The following is a 12,298-nucleotide window of genomic DNA, read 5'->3' as shown; positions in this document are numbered from 1 at the left end:
CAAGCGCTTGCTAAGATACGGGGATGAACGAGGCGTACATCGTCGGCGCGGTCCGCACCCCCGTCGGGCGCAGGAACGGCGGCCTGTCCCGCGCCCACCCGGCCGATCTCGGCGCCCACGTGCTGGCGGAGCTGGTCGCGCGCACCGGCGCCGACCCGGCGGCCGTGGAGGACGTCGTCTTCGGCTGCGTCGACACGATCGGGCCGCAGGCCGGCGACATCGCCCGCACCTGCTGGCTGGCGGCCGGGCTGCCGGAGGAGGTGCCCGGCGTCACCGTGGACCGCCAGTGCGGCTCCTCCCAGCAGGCCCTGCACTTCGCCGCCCAGGCCGTGCTGTCCGGCACCGCCGACCTCGTCGTGGCGGGCGGCGTGCAGAACATGAGCATGGTCCCCATCTCGTCGGCGATGCTCGCGGGCCGCCCGCTCGGCCACGACACCCCGTTCTCCGGGTCCAAGGGCTGGAGCGCGCGCTACGGCGCGCGGGAGATCTCGCAGTTCGCCGGCGCCGAGCAGATCGCCGCCCGCTGGGAGCTGTCGCGGGCGGAGATGGAGGCCTACGCCTGCGAGTCCCACCGCCGGGCCGTCGCCGCCGCCGACGCCGGCCGCTTCGACCGCGAGATCACCCCGTACGAGGGCGTCGCCGCCGACGAGGGGCCGCGCCGCGACACGGGCCCGGCGCGGATGGCCGCGCTGCCGACGCTGGTCGACGGCGGCCGGCTCACCGCCGCGCTGGCCTCGCAGATCTCCGACGGCGCCGCCGCCCTGCTCGTCGCCTCGCCCCGGGCCGTCCGCGAGCACGGGCTGACCCCGCGCGCCCGCGTCCACCACCTGTCCGCGCGCGGCGGCGACCCCGTCGAGATGCTGTCGGCCCCCATCCCGGCCACCGCGTACGCCCTGCGCAGGACCGGGATGGCGATCGGCGACATCGACACCGTGGAGATCAACGAGGCGTTCGCCCCCGTCGTGCTGGCCTGGCTCAGGGAGACCGGCGCCGACCCCGCCCGCGTCAACCCCAACGGCGGCGCCATCGCCCTCGGCCACCCGCTCGGCGCGACCGGCGCCGTCCTCGCCGTCAAGCTGCTGCACGAGCTGGAGCGCACCGGCGGCCGGTACGGCCTGCAGGTGATGTGCGAGGGCGGAGGTCAGGCCAACGTCACCATCCTTGAACGCCTGTGAGCCGTTGACGTCAGAAAATGCCTCTAGCAAATAGGAAACTTTCCTATTAGATTTCGGGTCATGCGCCTCAGCGGTGACCTGCTTCGCCTGGCCGACGCCGTCCTGTTGCCGGGGTTCGCGGGCCTGACCCCACCCGACTGGATCCGGCGGCGGCTCGGCCAGGGCCTCGCCGGGGCGGTGCTGTTCTCCCGCAACATCGCCGACCCCGCCCAGGTCGCCCGGCTCGCGGCCGCCCTGCGCGCCGAGAACCCCGCCGCCCTCGTCGCCACCGACGAGGAGTCCGGCGAGGTCACCCGGCTGGAGGCGGCCACCGGCAGCAGCCGGCCCGGCGCGTACGCGCTCGGCGTCGTGGACGACGTCACCCTCACCGAGGAACTGGCCCGCGACCTCGGCCGGGAGCTGGCCGCCGCCGGCATCACCCTCGACTTCGCGCCGTCCGCCGACGTCAACTCCAACCCCGACAACCCCGTCATCGGCCTGCGCGCCTTCGGCGCCGCCCCGGACCTGGTGGCCCGGCACGCCAGGGCCTTCGTCCGCGGCCTGCAGTCGGCGGGCGTGGCGGCCTGCGTCAAGCACTTCCCCGGCCACGGCGACACCTCCGTCGACTCCCACCACGGGGTGCCGACGGTGTCGCTCGACGGGGTGGAGGCGGCCCTGCGCCCCTTCCGGGAGGCGATCGCCGAAGGCGTACGGACCGTCATGACGGGCCACCTCCTGGTCCCCACCTACGACCCCGGCCTGCCCGCCACCCTCAGCCCCAAGCTGCTCACCGGGCTGCTCCGCGAGGAGCTCGGCTTCGACGGCGTGATCGTGACCGATGCCATCGAGATGGCCGGCGTCTCCGCCGCGTACGGCATCGGCGGGGCGGCGGCCCGCGCCGTCGCCGCCGGCGCCGACGCCGTCTGCGTCGGCGGCGAACGCTCCGACGAGGCGACGGCCGCAGAGGTGCGCGACGCGATCGCCGCCGCCGTCGCCGAAGGCGTGCTGCCCGAGGAGCGCCTGGCCGACGCCGCTCGCCGGGTCCGCGAGCTGGCCGTCTGGACCACCTCCTCGGGCAGCACCACCACCACGCCCCCGGACCGCCGCGTCGGCCTGGAAGCCGCCCGGCGGGCCGTCCGCGTCACCCGCAGGTCCGCCGCCCCCGCGCTGCCCGTCGCCACCGCGCCCCACGTCGTCGAGCTGGCCCCCGAGATGAACCTGGCCATCGACAAGGGCACCCCGTGGGGCGTCGGCGCGCCACTCGCCGCGCTGCTGCCCGGCACCACCGTGACCAGGCTGACGGCGGCCGAGGCCACCGGAGCGGCGATCGAGCGCCTGATCCGCGCGGGCGCCGGCCGTCCACTCGTGGTCGTGGTCCGCGACGTGCACCGCCACCCCTGGCAGCAGCAGGCCGTACGTCACCTGCTCAGCGCCCGCCCCGGCGCCGTCGTCGTCGAGATGGGCCTGCCCGAGCGCTCCGACCTGGGCGCGGTGCACATCGCCACGTACGGCTCCGCCGAGGTGTGCGGCCGGGCGGCGGCCGAAGTGATCACCGGCCGGGCGGCCACCGGCTAGGCTCGGGCACCGTGAACGTCACCGGAGCGGACCTGTCCCACACCCCGCTGGCCGACCGGCTGGAACCGGGCGAGCCCCACGTCTTCCGCGAGTGCGACCTCACCGAGGCCGACCTCGGCGGCGCGGCCCTGGGCGGGGCGCGGTTCGAGGCGTGCGTGCTCGACGGCGCCGACCTGCGCAAGGCCGACCTCGACGGGGCCGTGTTCAGGGGCGGCGGCGGGATGCGGATCAGGTTCGACGACGCCGACCTGGTCGACGCGACGTTCACCGACGTCGACCTGGCCTCCGCGCGGTTCGGCGGCGCGCTGCTCACCGACGTCACGTTCACCGGCTGCCGCATGATCGGCGCGTCGCTCACGGCGTCACGCGGCACCGGGTTCAGGGTCTCGGGCTGCAACCTCACCCTGGCCAACCTCGGCGGCTGCTCGCTGCGCGGCGAGGTCATCGAAGGCGTCCGCTTCGACGACGCCGACCTGTCGGGCTGCGACTTCACCGGGGCGACGTTCAGCGACTGCCGGCTGCGCGGCGCCAAACTGATCAGGACCGTGTTCGCCCAGGCCGACCTGCGCGGAGCCGACCTGGGCGAGCCCGACGACGCCAGACTCCGCGCCTTCGCCGGCGCGACGATCAACCCGGTCCAGGCCGCCGCGATCCTGGCCGCCCGCGGCATCACCGTCGTCTGACGGCCGCCAGCACCCCGAGCGCGGCCTCCGCCTCGGCCATGATCCGGTCGATCAGCTCCCGGCACGACGGCAGGTCGTCGAGCACGCCGACCACCTGACCGGCGGCCATCACGCCCAGGTCGGCGCGGCCCTCCACCATGGCGGCCCGCAACAGCACCGGCGTGTTGGCCGCCTGCAGCACCTGGGCCCAGGTCAGCTCGCGGCCGTGCCGCATCCGGCGCCCCTCCCGGATCAGCTCGCCCCACGACAGCCCCGACAGCTTCCTGAACCGGGCGCCGTTGACGACGGCGCGCAGCAACCGCGACCGTTCCAGCGACTCCACGAACGGCGTGCGCAGCACCCGGTGCGGCACCCCGTCCACCCGGGTGGTGACGACCGTCTCCCGCGCCTCCAGATAGACCCGCTTGACCGCGTCCGGCACCGGCGAGTCGCTCGTCAGCAGGAAACGGGTGCCCATCGCGACGCCGCACGCCCCGTACGCCAGCGCCGCCACCAGCCCGCGCCCGTCGAAGAAGCCGCCCGCGGCGACCACCGGGATGTCCACCGCGTCCACCACCTGGGGCAGCAGCAGCGTGGTCGCCACGGGACCGGTGTGCCCGCCGCCCTCGCCGCCCTGCACGATCACCGCGTCGGCGCCCCAGGCGGCCACCTTCTCGGCGTGCCGGCGCGCGCCCACCGACGGGATCGTCACCACCCCGGCGTCCTTCAGCCGGGCGATCAGCTCGCGCCGCGGCGCCAGCGCGAACGACGCGACCCGCACCCCCTCCCGGACCATCACCTCGACCCGCTCGGCGGCGTCGGCGGCGTCGGCGCGGATGTTCACCCCGAACGGCGCGTCCGTCCGCTCCTTCACGCTCCTGATCGCGGCCGTCATCTCCCCGACCGACAGGGTGGCCGCCGCGATGACGCCGAGCCCGCCCGCCGCCGAGGTGGCCGCCGCCAGCCGGGCGCCCGCGACGTACCCCATCCCGGTCTGCACGATCGGATGCCGGCAGCCCACCAGCTCGGTCAGCGCGGTCCTCACGCGGCCCTCACACGGCCGACACGCCGCCCTGACGCGGCCCTCACGCGGCCCGCTCCGGCACCTCGCGCCGGCGCAGGCCGCCCGGGTCCAGCACCTCGTCCAGCAGCCGCAGCTCGGCCGCGGTGGGCCGCCGGGTCTCCGGCACCTCCCCGGGCACGTCCAGCTCGAAGCCGGTGGCCGCCACCACGTCCGTCACCCGCACCCCCGGATGGACCGACACCAGCCGCATCGTGCCGCCCGGCCCGCCGAGGTCCAGCACCGCCAGGTCCGTCACCACCCGCCGCAGCTCGTACGCCCCCCGGTCGGTGCCGAGCCCGCTGACCATGTCCACCCGCGGCACGAACACCCGGGGGGAGTGCCGCGGGATCCAGTAGCTCGTCGGGTCGCACCGCGTGTTCCCCGGCGCGCCGCGCACGCCCAGCAACTGGGCCCGGGGCCGCGCCCAGTCGCCGACGCAGGAGATGTTCGTGTTGCCGAACCGGTCGATCTGGCTCGCGCCGAGCATCACGTGCCGCCGCCCGTTCAGCACCAGCCACAGGTGCTCGCGGAACGGCAGCCACCCCTCCACCACCTCCGGCGTCCCGCCCAGGGCCGGCACGTCGCCCGTGAGCAGGCACGCGCCGTCGGAGGTGAGCAGGTCCGGCTCGAACGTCAGCCGGGCCAGCCGCGCCCCGAGGACGGTGACCGCCCCGCCGATGCCGGCCGCGAGGATCTCCCCGTCGCCCCTGAACGCCTCCGCGCACGCCACCACGCACACGTCAGCCCTGCTCATGGAACTCCTCCCACGGCGTCTCCGCGTAACGCCGCTGCGCCTCCTCGTCCCGGCCGTAGTCCGGCTCGCACGAGGTGAACCCGGCTCCGCCGGGCGCCTCCACCACGCCGGCCACCATCGACCGGCTGATCAGCAGCGACTGCACCGGGCCCTCCTTCAGCAGGGCGGCGGTGTCCACCAGCCGCTCGCACGACACGTACGCGCGCGCCGCCGCCTTGGCGTACAGGTCGTCGAAGTACGGGTCGGGCCCCAGGTACTGGGCGTTGCCGCGCCGGTCGGCCCGGTTGAGGTGCACCAGCGCCACGTCCACGGCCAGCGCGGGCACCGCCACCAGCTCCTCCCCGTCCCCGTACGGCGAGCGCACGGTCCGCAGGTGCGGGTTGACCCGCAGGACGTCCGAACCGAGCCCCGCCCGCGTCGGCAGGAACGGCAGCCGGTGCGCGGCCGCCAGCAGCCCGAACATGAACATCCCCTCGTCGTACTCGGTGAACTCCACCGAGCCGCTCTGCCGCGCCCTCCTGAAGTGCGGCTCCAGCGGGATCGAGTCGAGCGTCACGAACGGGGCCACCACCCGGCGCACCTTGCCCGCCGCGCACAGCATGCCGACGTCCGGCCCGCCGTAGGAGACGAGCGTGAGGTCCTTGACCGGCGTCCGCAGCAGGGCGCGCACCAGCGCCATCGGCTTGCGGCGCGACCCCCAGCCGCCGATGCCCACGGTCATCCCGCTGCGGATCCGGCCCGCCACCTCCTCGGCGGTCATCACCTTGGTCACGGGCCCTCCACGAAGCGGTCGCGGTGCTCGTCGCCGGCTCCCATGAGGTTCAGCTCGAAGGTGAACCCCTGCTCGAACCGGTAGGCGCGCTTGACGTCCACCGGGTCGATGCCGTTGAGCGACTCCTTGGCGCGGCGGATGACGTACGGGTCCTTGGCGGCGATGCCGCCCGCCACCTCCAGGGCGAGGTCGCGCAGCTTGTCGCGCGGCGCGACCTCCAGCACCGACCCGAACCCGCGCAGCTCGGCGGCCGTGACGGTCCGGCAGGTGTAGACCATGGCGCGCATCAGGTGCTGGGGGACCAGCCTGGCCAGGTGGGTGGCCGCGCCGAGCGCCCCGCGGTCCACCTCCGGCAGGCCGAAGTAGGCGTCGTCGGAGGCCACCACGACGTCGGCGTTGCCCGCCAGCCCGACGCCGCCGCCCAGGCAGAACCCGTGCACCGCCGCGATCACCGGCACGGCGCAGTCGTAGACGGCGGCGAAGGCGGCGTAGCAGCCCCGGTTGACCCCGACCAGCGCCCGGTGCCCCTGCGCGGCCTGCAGCTCCTTGATGTCCACGCCGGCGTTGAAGCCGCGCCCCTCGGCCCGCAGGACGACGACGCGGGTCGCGTGGTCCTGCCCGGCCGCGCTCACGGCGTCGGCGAGGTCGTGCCAGTGCCGGACGGCGAGGGCGTTGACCGGCGGGACGTTCATGACGACCTCGGCGATCGGCCCGGCCCGCAGCGTGATCCCCATCCCGCTCCCCAGGTGTATACCTAACGCTTGCTTGGTACGGTAGCACCCGTGACCGTGACTTACGACTACACGGACCGCACCGTCCTCGTGACCGGCGGGACCAAGGGGATCGGCGCCGGCATCGCCGCCGCGTTCGCCGCCGCCGGCGCGCGGGTCGTCGTCTGCGCCCGCACCCCGCCGCCGACTGTCCCGGGGCCGGGTGTCGGCTTCGTCCGGGCCGACGTGCGCGACCCCGCCGACGTGGAGCGGCTCCTTTCCGGCCTGGACCGGCTCGACGTGGTCGTCAACAACGCCGGCGGGTCGCCGTACGCGCCGCTGGCGGACGCCTCGCCGCGGCTGCACGCCCGGATCGTCGAGCTCAACCTCGTCGCCCCGCTCCTCGTGTCACGGCAGGCGTACCCGCTGCTCAGGGCGGCGGCCGGGGCGATCGTGATGATCGGCAGCGCCAGCGGGGCCCGGCCGTCGCCCGGCACCTCCGCCTATGGTGCCGCCAAGGCGGGACTGCACCACCTGGCCCGTTGCCTGGCGGCGGAGTGGGCGCCCGAGGTGCGGGTCAACACCGTGGTGGTGGGCCTGGCGGCCACCGAGAACGCCGCCGCGCACTACGGTCCCGACCCGGCCGCCGTGGCCGCCACCGTCCCGGCCGGGCGGATGGCGACCCCGGCCGACGTGGCCGCCGCCTGCCTGTGGCTGGCCGCCCCCGGCTACGTCACGGGCGCCGAGGTGCACGTGCACGGCGGCGGTGAGACGCCCGCCTGGAGCCGGCTGGTCGCCCACCCGCCACGGAACCCCTGACGCGCCCGGAAGCCGCTCGCCCGACAAAATTTGAACTATGGTACAACTAGTACGATGGTTCAACTACTGAGGGGTGAGGTGTGACCACCATGGGACAGCCGGCGCGCGCCGGATGGCGTGAGTGGGGTGGTCTCGCGCTGCTGGCGCTACCGACCATGCTGCTGGGACTCGATGTGACGGCGCTCTACCTCGTCGTCCCCAGCCTGACCGCCGACCTGAATCCGACCGCGACGGAAACGTTGTGGATCATGGATGCCTACGGCTTCCTCATCGCCGGGTTCCTGATCACGATGGGGACGCTGGGCGATCGGATCGGACGACGCCGGATGCTGATGATCGGAATGGCCGCGTTCGGCGCGGCCTCGGTCCTCGCGGCGTTCGCCCCCAGTGCCGGGTGGCTGATCGTGGCCCGGGCGCTGCTCGGAGTGGCCGGAGCGACGCTCATGCCCTCCACACTGTCGCTGATCAGCACTATGTTCACCGACGTCCGGCAGCGGGCGCTGGCGATCGGCGTGTGGGCCACGATGTTCGCCCTGGGGATGGCCGCCGGCCCGGTGCTGGGCGGGGTGATGGTCGCCGAACTCTGGTGGGGCGCGGCCTTCCTCGTCGCCGTACCGGTCGCCGTGCTGGTGCTGGCCGGCGCGCCGGCGCTGCTGCCGGAGCATCGGACCCCTGCCGGCCGGCTCGACCTGCTGAGCGTCGGGCTGTCCCTGGCGGCGATGCTGCCGATCATCTACGCGATCAAGCATGCGGCCGCCCACGGCGTCGACGTCCAGGCATGGGTCGCGATCCTCGTCGGTGGCGGCAGCGCCGTCGCGTTCGTCCGCCGTCAGTTGCGCCTGAGCGAGCCGCTGCTGGACATGAAGCTCTTCACCAGCCGGGCCTTCTCCGCGGCTCTGGGCGTCCTGTTGATCGGCCTGGTCGGTTTCGGTGGGGTGATGTACCTGGTCACCCAGTACCTGCAGCTCGTCGAGGGCCTCTCGCTGACGACGGCCGGGCTCTGGATGGGTCCGCCGGCCCTGGCCATGCTCGTCGGAGCCATCGGCGCCCCTCTGGTGGCCGGTCGGGTGTCACCCGGGGTCGTCATGTCGGTCACCCTGGCGTCGTCGTTGGTCGGATACGCGCTGCTGGGCCTCGCGGGGGCGGGCGACAAGGTGAGCGTGGTCGCCGGATTCGCCGTCGTCTACCTCGGACTGGGGGTCATCGCCGCGCTCGGCACCGACATCGTCGTGGGTGCGGCGCCATCGGAGAAGTCCGGGTCGGCCGCCGCGCTCTCGGAGACCGTTCAGGAGCTGGGCATCGCGGCAGGGGTCGCGCTCCTGGGCAGCCTCACCACGGTGATCTACCGAAGCGGGGTCTCGGTCCCGTCGGGGCTGTCCCCGTCCGCGGCGGAGACGTACAGCGACGGTCTCCCCGGGGCCTCGCTCCTGGCGGACCAGTTGCCGGCCGGGGCTCTCGACCACGCACGAGCCGCGTTCACCAGCGGACTCAACGCCGCCGCCGTGGTGGCGGGCCTCGCCGTGGCGGCCGCCGCGCTGGCCTGCTTCACGACACTGCGACACCTCCGGCCGCTCGGCCACGCCGGCCCCGAGGCCGAGCCGATAGCCTCACACGCAGGAGTGGCGATGGAGTGAACGGGATGATGGCGGCTGAACACGACACTGTCGACGGACGCAAACTGCGCGGCCAACGCCGCCGGGCGCAGATCATCGAGGCGACGCTCGCGATCGTCCGCCGCGACGGGGCCAGCGGTGTCACCCACCGCACCGTGGCCAAGGAAGCGGGGATCACCACCAGCCTGACCCTCTACTACTTCGCGACCTTGGACGACCTGCTGGTCGCCGCCCTGACCAGCGTCACGGACGAGTACACCCGCCGCATCCGTCGGCTCATCGAGTCCGAGGACGACCCGGTCGGCGGTCTGGCCCACCTCATCGCCGAATCCGCCGGCACGGGCCGCGAACGAGCACTCGCCGAACGCGAGCTGTCGACCCTGGCGGCTCGCCGGCCCGCCCTACGGCCGGCCGCACGAGGATGGCGCGACAACGTCGCGGAGCTCGCCCGCACCCAGACCGGCGACCCCGAAGCGGTCGAAGCCTTCGTCGCCCTGTCCGACGGCCTGTGCACGGCCATCCTCCTCAACGACGAGGAGGCCGACCCCGACCACATCCGCGCGGTCCTCGGCAGAGCCCTGCAGCGCCCCCGCTCCTAGCCTGACTCCGGCGCCGGCGTCACCCACCCTGGAGTCAGCCAACGACGAACGTCGCCCCGGCCCGCCGGGCCGGGGCGGGTCCCGGCCGCGCGGCCGGCCCGCGCGTCCCCGTCACCCAGGGCCGACGTCACCGCAGGGCCGATCGCGGGGTGGGGGAGAGCCGGAAGCGCCGCGGCGGGGCCGTCAGCCACGCGTCCACCCCGGGCGGCTCGGGCGTGCCCGCCTCCGCCGGGCCGCCGAACCTGGCGAGCCACACGAAGACCCGCTCGCCGGTGCGTACGGGGAGGGCGGGGAAGGTGTTCTCCGCGTCCTCGGTCTCGAAGCACGCGACCGGCGGCGTCCCGGCCGCCGCCAGGGCGGGGGCCACCCGGTCGGCGAAGAACCCGGCGAACCCCGGTCCGACGGGCCAGACGTGGGCCACGTACCAGGCCTCGGGCGCCTCGATGGCGCCGGTGGCAGGCCGCCGCGCGGCGGGGAGGGGGTCGCCGGGGAACGCCGGGCGGAGCAGGAGCACGTCGTCGGAGTCGATCATCGTGGCGTTCGCGGCGTCGCGGTGCGCCCGCCAGACGGGCCCGCCGTAGAAGGCCGTCAGCGCGGCCCGCCGAGCCTCCATGCCGGGGAACTTCCGCATCCAGCAGAAGACGTCGGGCTCGTCCATGTCCCTGAACTGGCCGACGACCCCCATGCCGGCCGCCTCCTGCGGCTCCAGGAGCTCCCGCTCGAACAGCTCGATCAGCGTGTCCCTGTGGCCGGGACGTAGCGTGTAGCGCCTGAACTCGTAGATCACAGGCCGCACGGTACGGCCGGCCCCCTGTCATCCCCTGTCAGCGTCTATGGCCGAACAATCTTCTAGTAACTCTCCGTCGCATCGTGTCAACGCAGAGTTATAGGATCGTCCGCGTGATCAAAAAGCTGTGCGTCATCGCGGCGGCCACGGCCGGAGCCGTGCTGCCCGCCCTGCCGGCCCTGCCGGCCCAGGCCGACACCTGGACGGGCAACCGGAGCGATGTCGACGACTCCGCCTACTCGGGCAACGTCTTCGGCGACATCGCCGCCTCCCACCGCGCCTGGGGCTGGTCCACCAACGTGACCAACGTCAACGGCACCGCCACGACCGCCACCCACGGCGGCACCGTGGTGACCTACATCTTCTACTGAGAGGACCCATCATGATCAGCACTCTTCGTCTCGCCGCCGCGTCCCTGGCCGCCACAGCCGGCCTGGCCGCGATCGCCTCCCCTGCGCTCGCCGACACCACCACCACCAAGAACTCCAGCTCCGTCCGTGAGTCCGCCCAGTCGGGCAACGTCTTCGGCAACGTCTTCACCCGCGCCTCCGGCACCGGCGCGGCGACCAACGTCACGTCCGTCAACGCCGACACCGCGACCGCCACCCGGGACAGCGGCGCCGTCCTGGTCTCCAAGGTCGACTAGCCCCAAGGCCGTTGAGTTTACGGCTGGGTGAGGGTGTCAAGGCGGCCGCTACAAGCAACGGAGTCCCTGTTGGAACAGCGTCGACCGAGATCGCTGAAGTACAGGGACTCCGATGGGCACCCAGTCCGTCATCACCCTTACCATCAGTCTGGCCGGGGGACGGTTCACGCCCGGCCACCTCGGTGAACTCACCCAGCTCCTACCGTTCGAGATGGTCGACGAGGCCCTGCGCGCGACGGGAAGAGTCCAGGCCCGGCTGCGGGATCTGCCCTCCCGGGTCGTGGTGTACCTGATCCTGGCCGCCTGCCTGTTCACGGAGGTGGGGTACTCCGGCGTGTGGCGCAAGCTCACCGGGGCGCTCGCCGGCTTACCCCAAGCCGCGCCGACAGCGAGCGCGCCGGCCCAGGCCCGCCAACGCGTCGGCAGCAGACCGCTGCAGTGGCTGTTCGACCTGCTACGCGGCCCGGCCGCAATCCCACACGGGCCGGGGACTCGCTGGCGCGGTCTGCTGGTGGTCGCGCTCGACGGCACCACCTTGACGGTCCCCCACACCCCCGCAGTCCTGACCAGGTTCACCAGACAGGCCGGCAACCACGGCGGCACCGGCTACCCGCAGATCCGTCTGCTCGCCCTCGTCGCCTGCGGCACCCGCACCATCATCGACGCCGTGTTCGGCCCGACCACCGCAGGTGAGACGACCTACACCCCGCGCCTGCTGCCCAGCCTGCGGCCCGGAATGATCCTGCTGGCCGACCGCGACTTCGCCGCCCAAGGGCTCCTGGCCGACATCGCGGACACCGGAGCCCAGGTCCTTGTCCGGCTGCTGCCCGAGCGGCGGCTACGCGTCTGCCCTCGCATCGTCAAACGTGCCATCTCCAAGTACCAGGCCCGGGGCCCCCGCATCGACCGCACCAGCTACGAGGCAGCCACCAGCATCAACATTCTTACCCCACCCCTTGACAAACTCCAGCCACTCGCAAACTGAACGGCCTTGGGGCTAGCCCCGTTTTCCGCACGTTGGGTTGATTGAAGATCTCCGGGTTGCTGTGCTGATCCGCTGCGCGGTATGACGTGGCTGGTGAGACAGCGTGCGCAGTGGGGCCAGGCCAGTCTGGAGAAGACGCTCGGAGCGTTACCGGTGGTG

Annotated in this window: 13 protein-coding genes and 1 pseudogene; 9 read left to right on the top strand and 5 right to left on the bottom strand. The window is 73.7% G+C overall.

The window, feature by feature from the left end:
• Window positions 1-23: 23 nt before the first annotated feature.
• The 3 genes from ACGF0J_RS34355 to ACGF0J_RS34345 are packed head-to-tail and all read left to right on the top strand — an operon-like array spanning window position 24 to window position 3,412.
• On the top strand, window positions 24-1,175 hold the full coding sequence (locus ACGF0J_RS34355) for an acetyl-CoA C-acetyltransferase (RefSeq protein WP_393152766.1): 1,152 nt from the start codon (window positions 24-26) through the stop codon (window positions 1,173-1,175).
• 60 nt (window positions 1,176-1,235) lie between these two features.
• Window positions 1,236-2,729, top strand: a complete 1,494-nt coding sequence (locus tag ACGF0J_RS34350; RefSeq protein WP_393152764.1) for a glycoside hydrolase family 3 protein — start codon at window positions 1,236-1,238, stop codon at window positions 2,727-2,729.
• A gap of 11 nt (window positions 2,730-2,740) precedes the next feature.
• The gene (locus ACGF0J_RS34345; protein ID WP_393152762.1) at window positions 2,741-3,412 is read left to right on the top strand and encodes a pentapeptide repeat-containing protein; all 672 of its coding nucleotides are present in this window, start codon (window positions 2,741-2,743) and stop codon (window positions 3,410-3,412) included.
• On the opposite strand, the pseudogene ACGF0J_RS34340 reads toward ACGF0J_RS34345, so the two are convergent.
• The 4 genes and pseudogenes from ACGF0J_RS34340 to ACGF0J_RS34325 all read right to left on the bottom strand — a co-directional run.
• A pseudogene (locus ACGF0J_RS34340) lies at window positions 3,399-4,448 on the bottom strand (NAD(P)H-dependent flavin oxidoreductase); the annotation flags it as partial. The gene ACGF0J_RS34345 and the pseudogene ACGF0J_RS34340 overlap by 14 nt on opposite strands.
• Window positions 4,449-4,476: 28 nt before the next feature.
• Window positions 4,477-5,208, bottom strand: a complete 732-nt coding sequence (locus ACGF0J_RS34335) for a CoA-transferase subunit beta (protein ID WP_393152760.1) — start codon at window positions 5,206-5,208, stop codon at window positions 4,477-4,479.
• On the bottom strand, window positions 5,195-5,968 hold the full coding sequence (locus ACGF0J_RS34330) for a CoA transferase subunit A (protein ID WP_393152932.1): 774 nt from the start codon (window positions 5,966-5,968) through the stop codon (window positions 5,195-5,197). The genes ACGF0J_RS34335 and ACGF0J_RS34330 overlap by 14 nt, the downstream gene beginning before the upstream one ends.
• An 8-nt stretch (window positions 5,969-5,976) precedes the next feature.
• Window positions 5,977-6,714, bottom strand: coding sequence for an enoyl-CoA hydratase family protein (locus ACGF0J_RS34325; RefSeq protein WP_393152758.1), 738 nt, complete (start codon window positions 6,712-6,714; stop codon window positions 5,977-5,979).
• Between the two features lie 48 nt (window positions 6,715-6,762).
• On the opposite strand from ACGF0J_RS34325, the gene ACGF0J_RS34320 reads away from it, so the two are divergent.
• The 3 genes from ACGF0J_RS34320 (at window position 6,763) to ACGF0J_RS34310 (ending at window position 9,721) form a co-directional block, all read left to right on the top strand.
• Entirely contained in the window at window positions 6,763-7,509 is a 747-nt protein-coding gene (locus ACGF0J_RS34320) for an SDR family oxidoreductase (RefSeq protein WP_393152756.1), read from the top strand.
• Window positions 7,510-7,598: 89 nt separating this feature from the next.
• On the top strand, window positions 7,599-9,143 hold the full coding sequence (locus tag ACGF0J_RS34315; RefSeq protein ID WP_393152930.1) for an MFS transporter: 1,545 nt from the start codon (window positions 7,599-7,601) through the stop codon (window positions 9,141-9,143).
• A 5-nt stretch (window positions 9,144-9,148) separates the two neighbouring features.
• Entirely contained in the window at window positions 9,149-9,721 is a 573-nt protein-coding gene (locus ACGF0J_RS34310; protein WP_393152754.1) for a TetR/AcrR family transcriptional regulator, read from the top strand.
• Between the two features lie 127 nt (window positions 9,722-9,848).
• Here ACGF0J_RS34310 and ACGF0J_RS34305 read toward each other — a convergent pair whose 3' ends face one another.
• The gene (locus ACGF0J_RS34305) at window positions 9,849-10,508 is read right to left on the bottom strand and encodes an NIPSNAP family protein (RefSeq protein ID WP_393152752.1); all 660 of its coding nucleotides are present in this window, start codon (window positions 10,506-10,508) and stop codon (window positions 9,849-9,851) included.
• A 113-nt stretch (window positions 10,509-10,621) separates the two neighbouring features.
• Here ACGF0J_RS34305 and ACGF0J_RS34300 point away from each other — a divergent pair, with 113 nt between their 5' ends.
• The 3 genes from ACGF0J_RS34300 to ACGF0J_RS34290 all read left to right on the top strand — a co-directional run bounded on the left by ACGF0J_RS34300 (window position 10,622) and on the right by ACGF0J_RS34290 (window position 12,139).
• Window positions 10,622-10,879, top strand: a complete 258-nt coding sequence (locus ACGF0J_RS34300) for a hypothetical protein (RefSeq protein WP_393152750.1) — start codon at window positions 10,622-10,624, stop codon at window positions 10,877-10,879.
• 11 nt (window positions 10,880-10,890) lie between these two features.
• Window positions 10,891-11,154: a hypothetical protein gene (locus ACGF0J_RS34295; RefSeq protein ID WP_393152748.1), complete on the top strand. Its 264-nt coding sequence runs from the start codon at window positions 10,891-10,893 to the stop codon at window positions 11,152-11,154.
• 112 nt (window positions 11,155-11,266) lie between these two features.
• Complete coding sequence (locus tag ACGF0J_RS34290; RefSeq protein WP_393152746.1) at window positions 11,267-12,139, top strand: IS4 family transposase; 873 nt, start codon at window positions 11,267-11,269, stop codon at window positions 12,137-12,139.
• Window positions 12,140-12,298: the final 159 nt, after the last annotated feature.

It is taken from the genome of Nonomuraea sp. NPDC047897 (genome assembly GCF_043204415.1).
Classification (GTDB): Bacteria; Actinomycetota; Actinomycetes; order Streptosporangiales; family Streptosporangiaceae; genus Nonomuraea.
Note: the sequence above shows the minus strand (reverse complement) of the source record. Positions and strands in the feature narration are given on the sequence as shown.

Bases quoted from the DNA above. Each gene is read 5' to 3' on its own strand.
- ACGF0J_RS34355 (WP_393152766.1), top strand. From the start codon at position 24: ATGAACGAGGCGTACATCGTCGGCGCGGTCCGCACCCCCGTCGGGCGC.
- ACGF0J_RS34350 (WP_393152764.1), top strand. From the start codon at position 1,236: ATGCGCCTCAGCGGTGACCTGCTTCGCCTGGCCGACGCCGTCCTGTTG.
- ACGF0J_RS34335 (WP_393152760.1), bottom strand. From the start codon at position 5,208: ATGAGCAGGGCTGACGTGTGCGTGGTGGCGTGCGCGGAGGCGTTCAGG.
- ACGF0J_RS34330 (WP_393152932.1), bottom strand. From the start codon at position 5,968: ATGACCGCCGAGGAGGTGGCGGGCCGGATCCGCAGCGGGATGACCGTG.
- ACGF0J_RS34325 (WP_393152758.1), bottom strand. From the start codon at position 6,714: ATGGGGATCACGCTGCGGGCCGGGCCGATCGCCGAGGTCGTCATGAAC.
- ACGF0J_RS34315 (WP_393152930.1), top strand. From the start codon at position 7,599: ATGGGACAGCCGGCGCGCGCCGGATGGCGTGAGTGGGGTGGTCTCGCG.
- ACGF0J_RS34310 (WP_393152754.1), top strand. From the start codon at position 9,149: ATGATGGCGGCTGAACACGACACTGTCGACGGACGCAAACTGCGCGGC.
- ACGF0J_RS34295 (WP_393152748.1), top strand. From the start codon at position 10,891: ATGATCAGCACTCTTCGTCTCGCCGCCGCGTCCCTGGCCGCCACAGCC.
- ACGF0J_RS34290 (WP_393152746.1), top strand. From the start codon at position 11,267: ATGGGCACCCAGTCCGTCATCACCCTTACCATCAGTCTGGCCGGGGGA.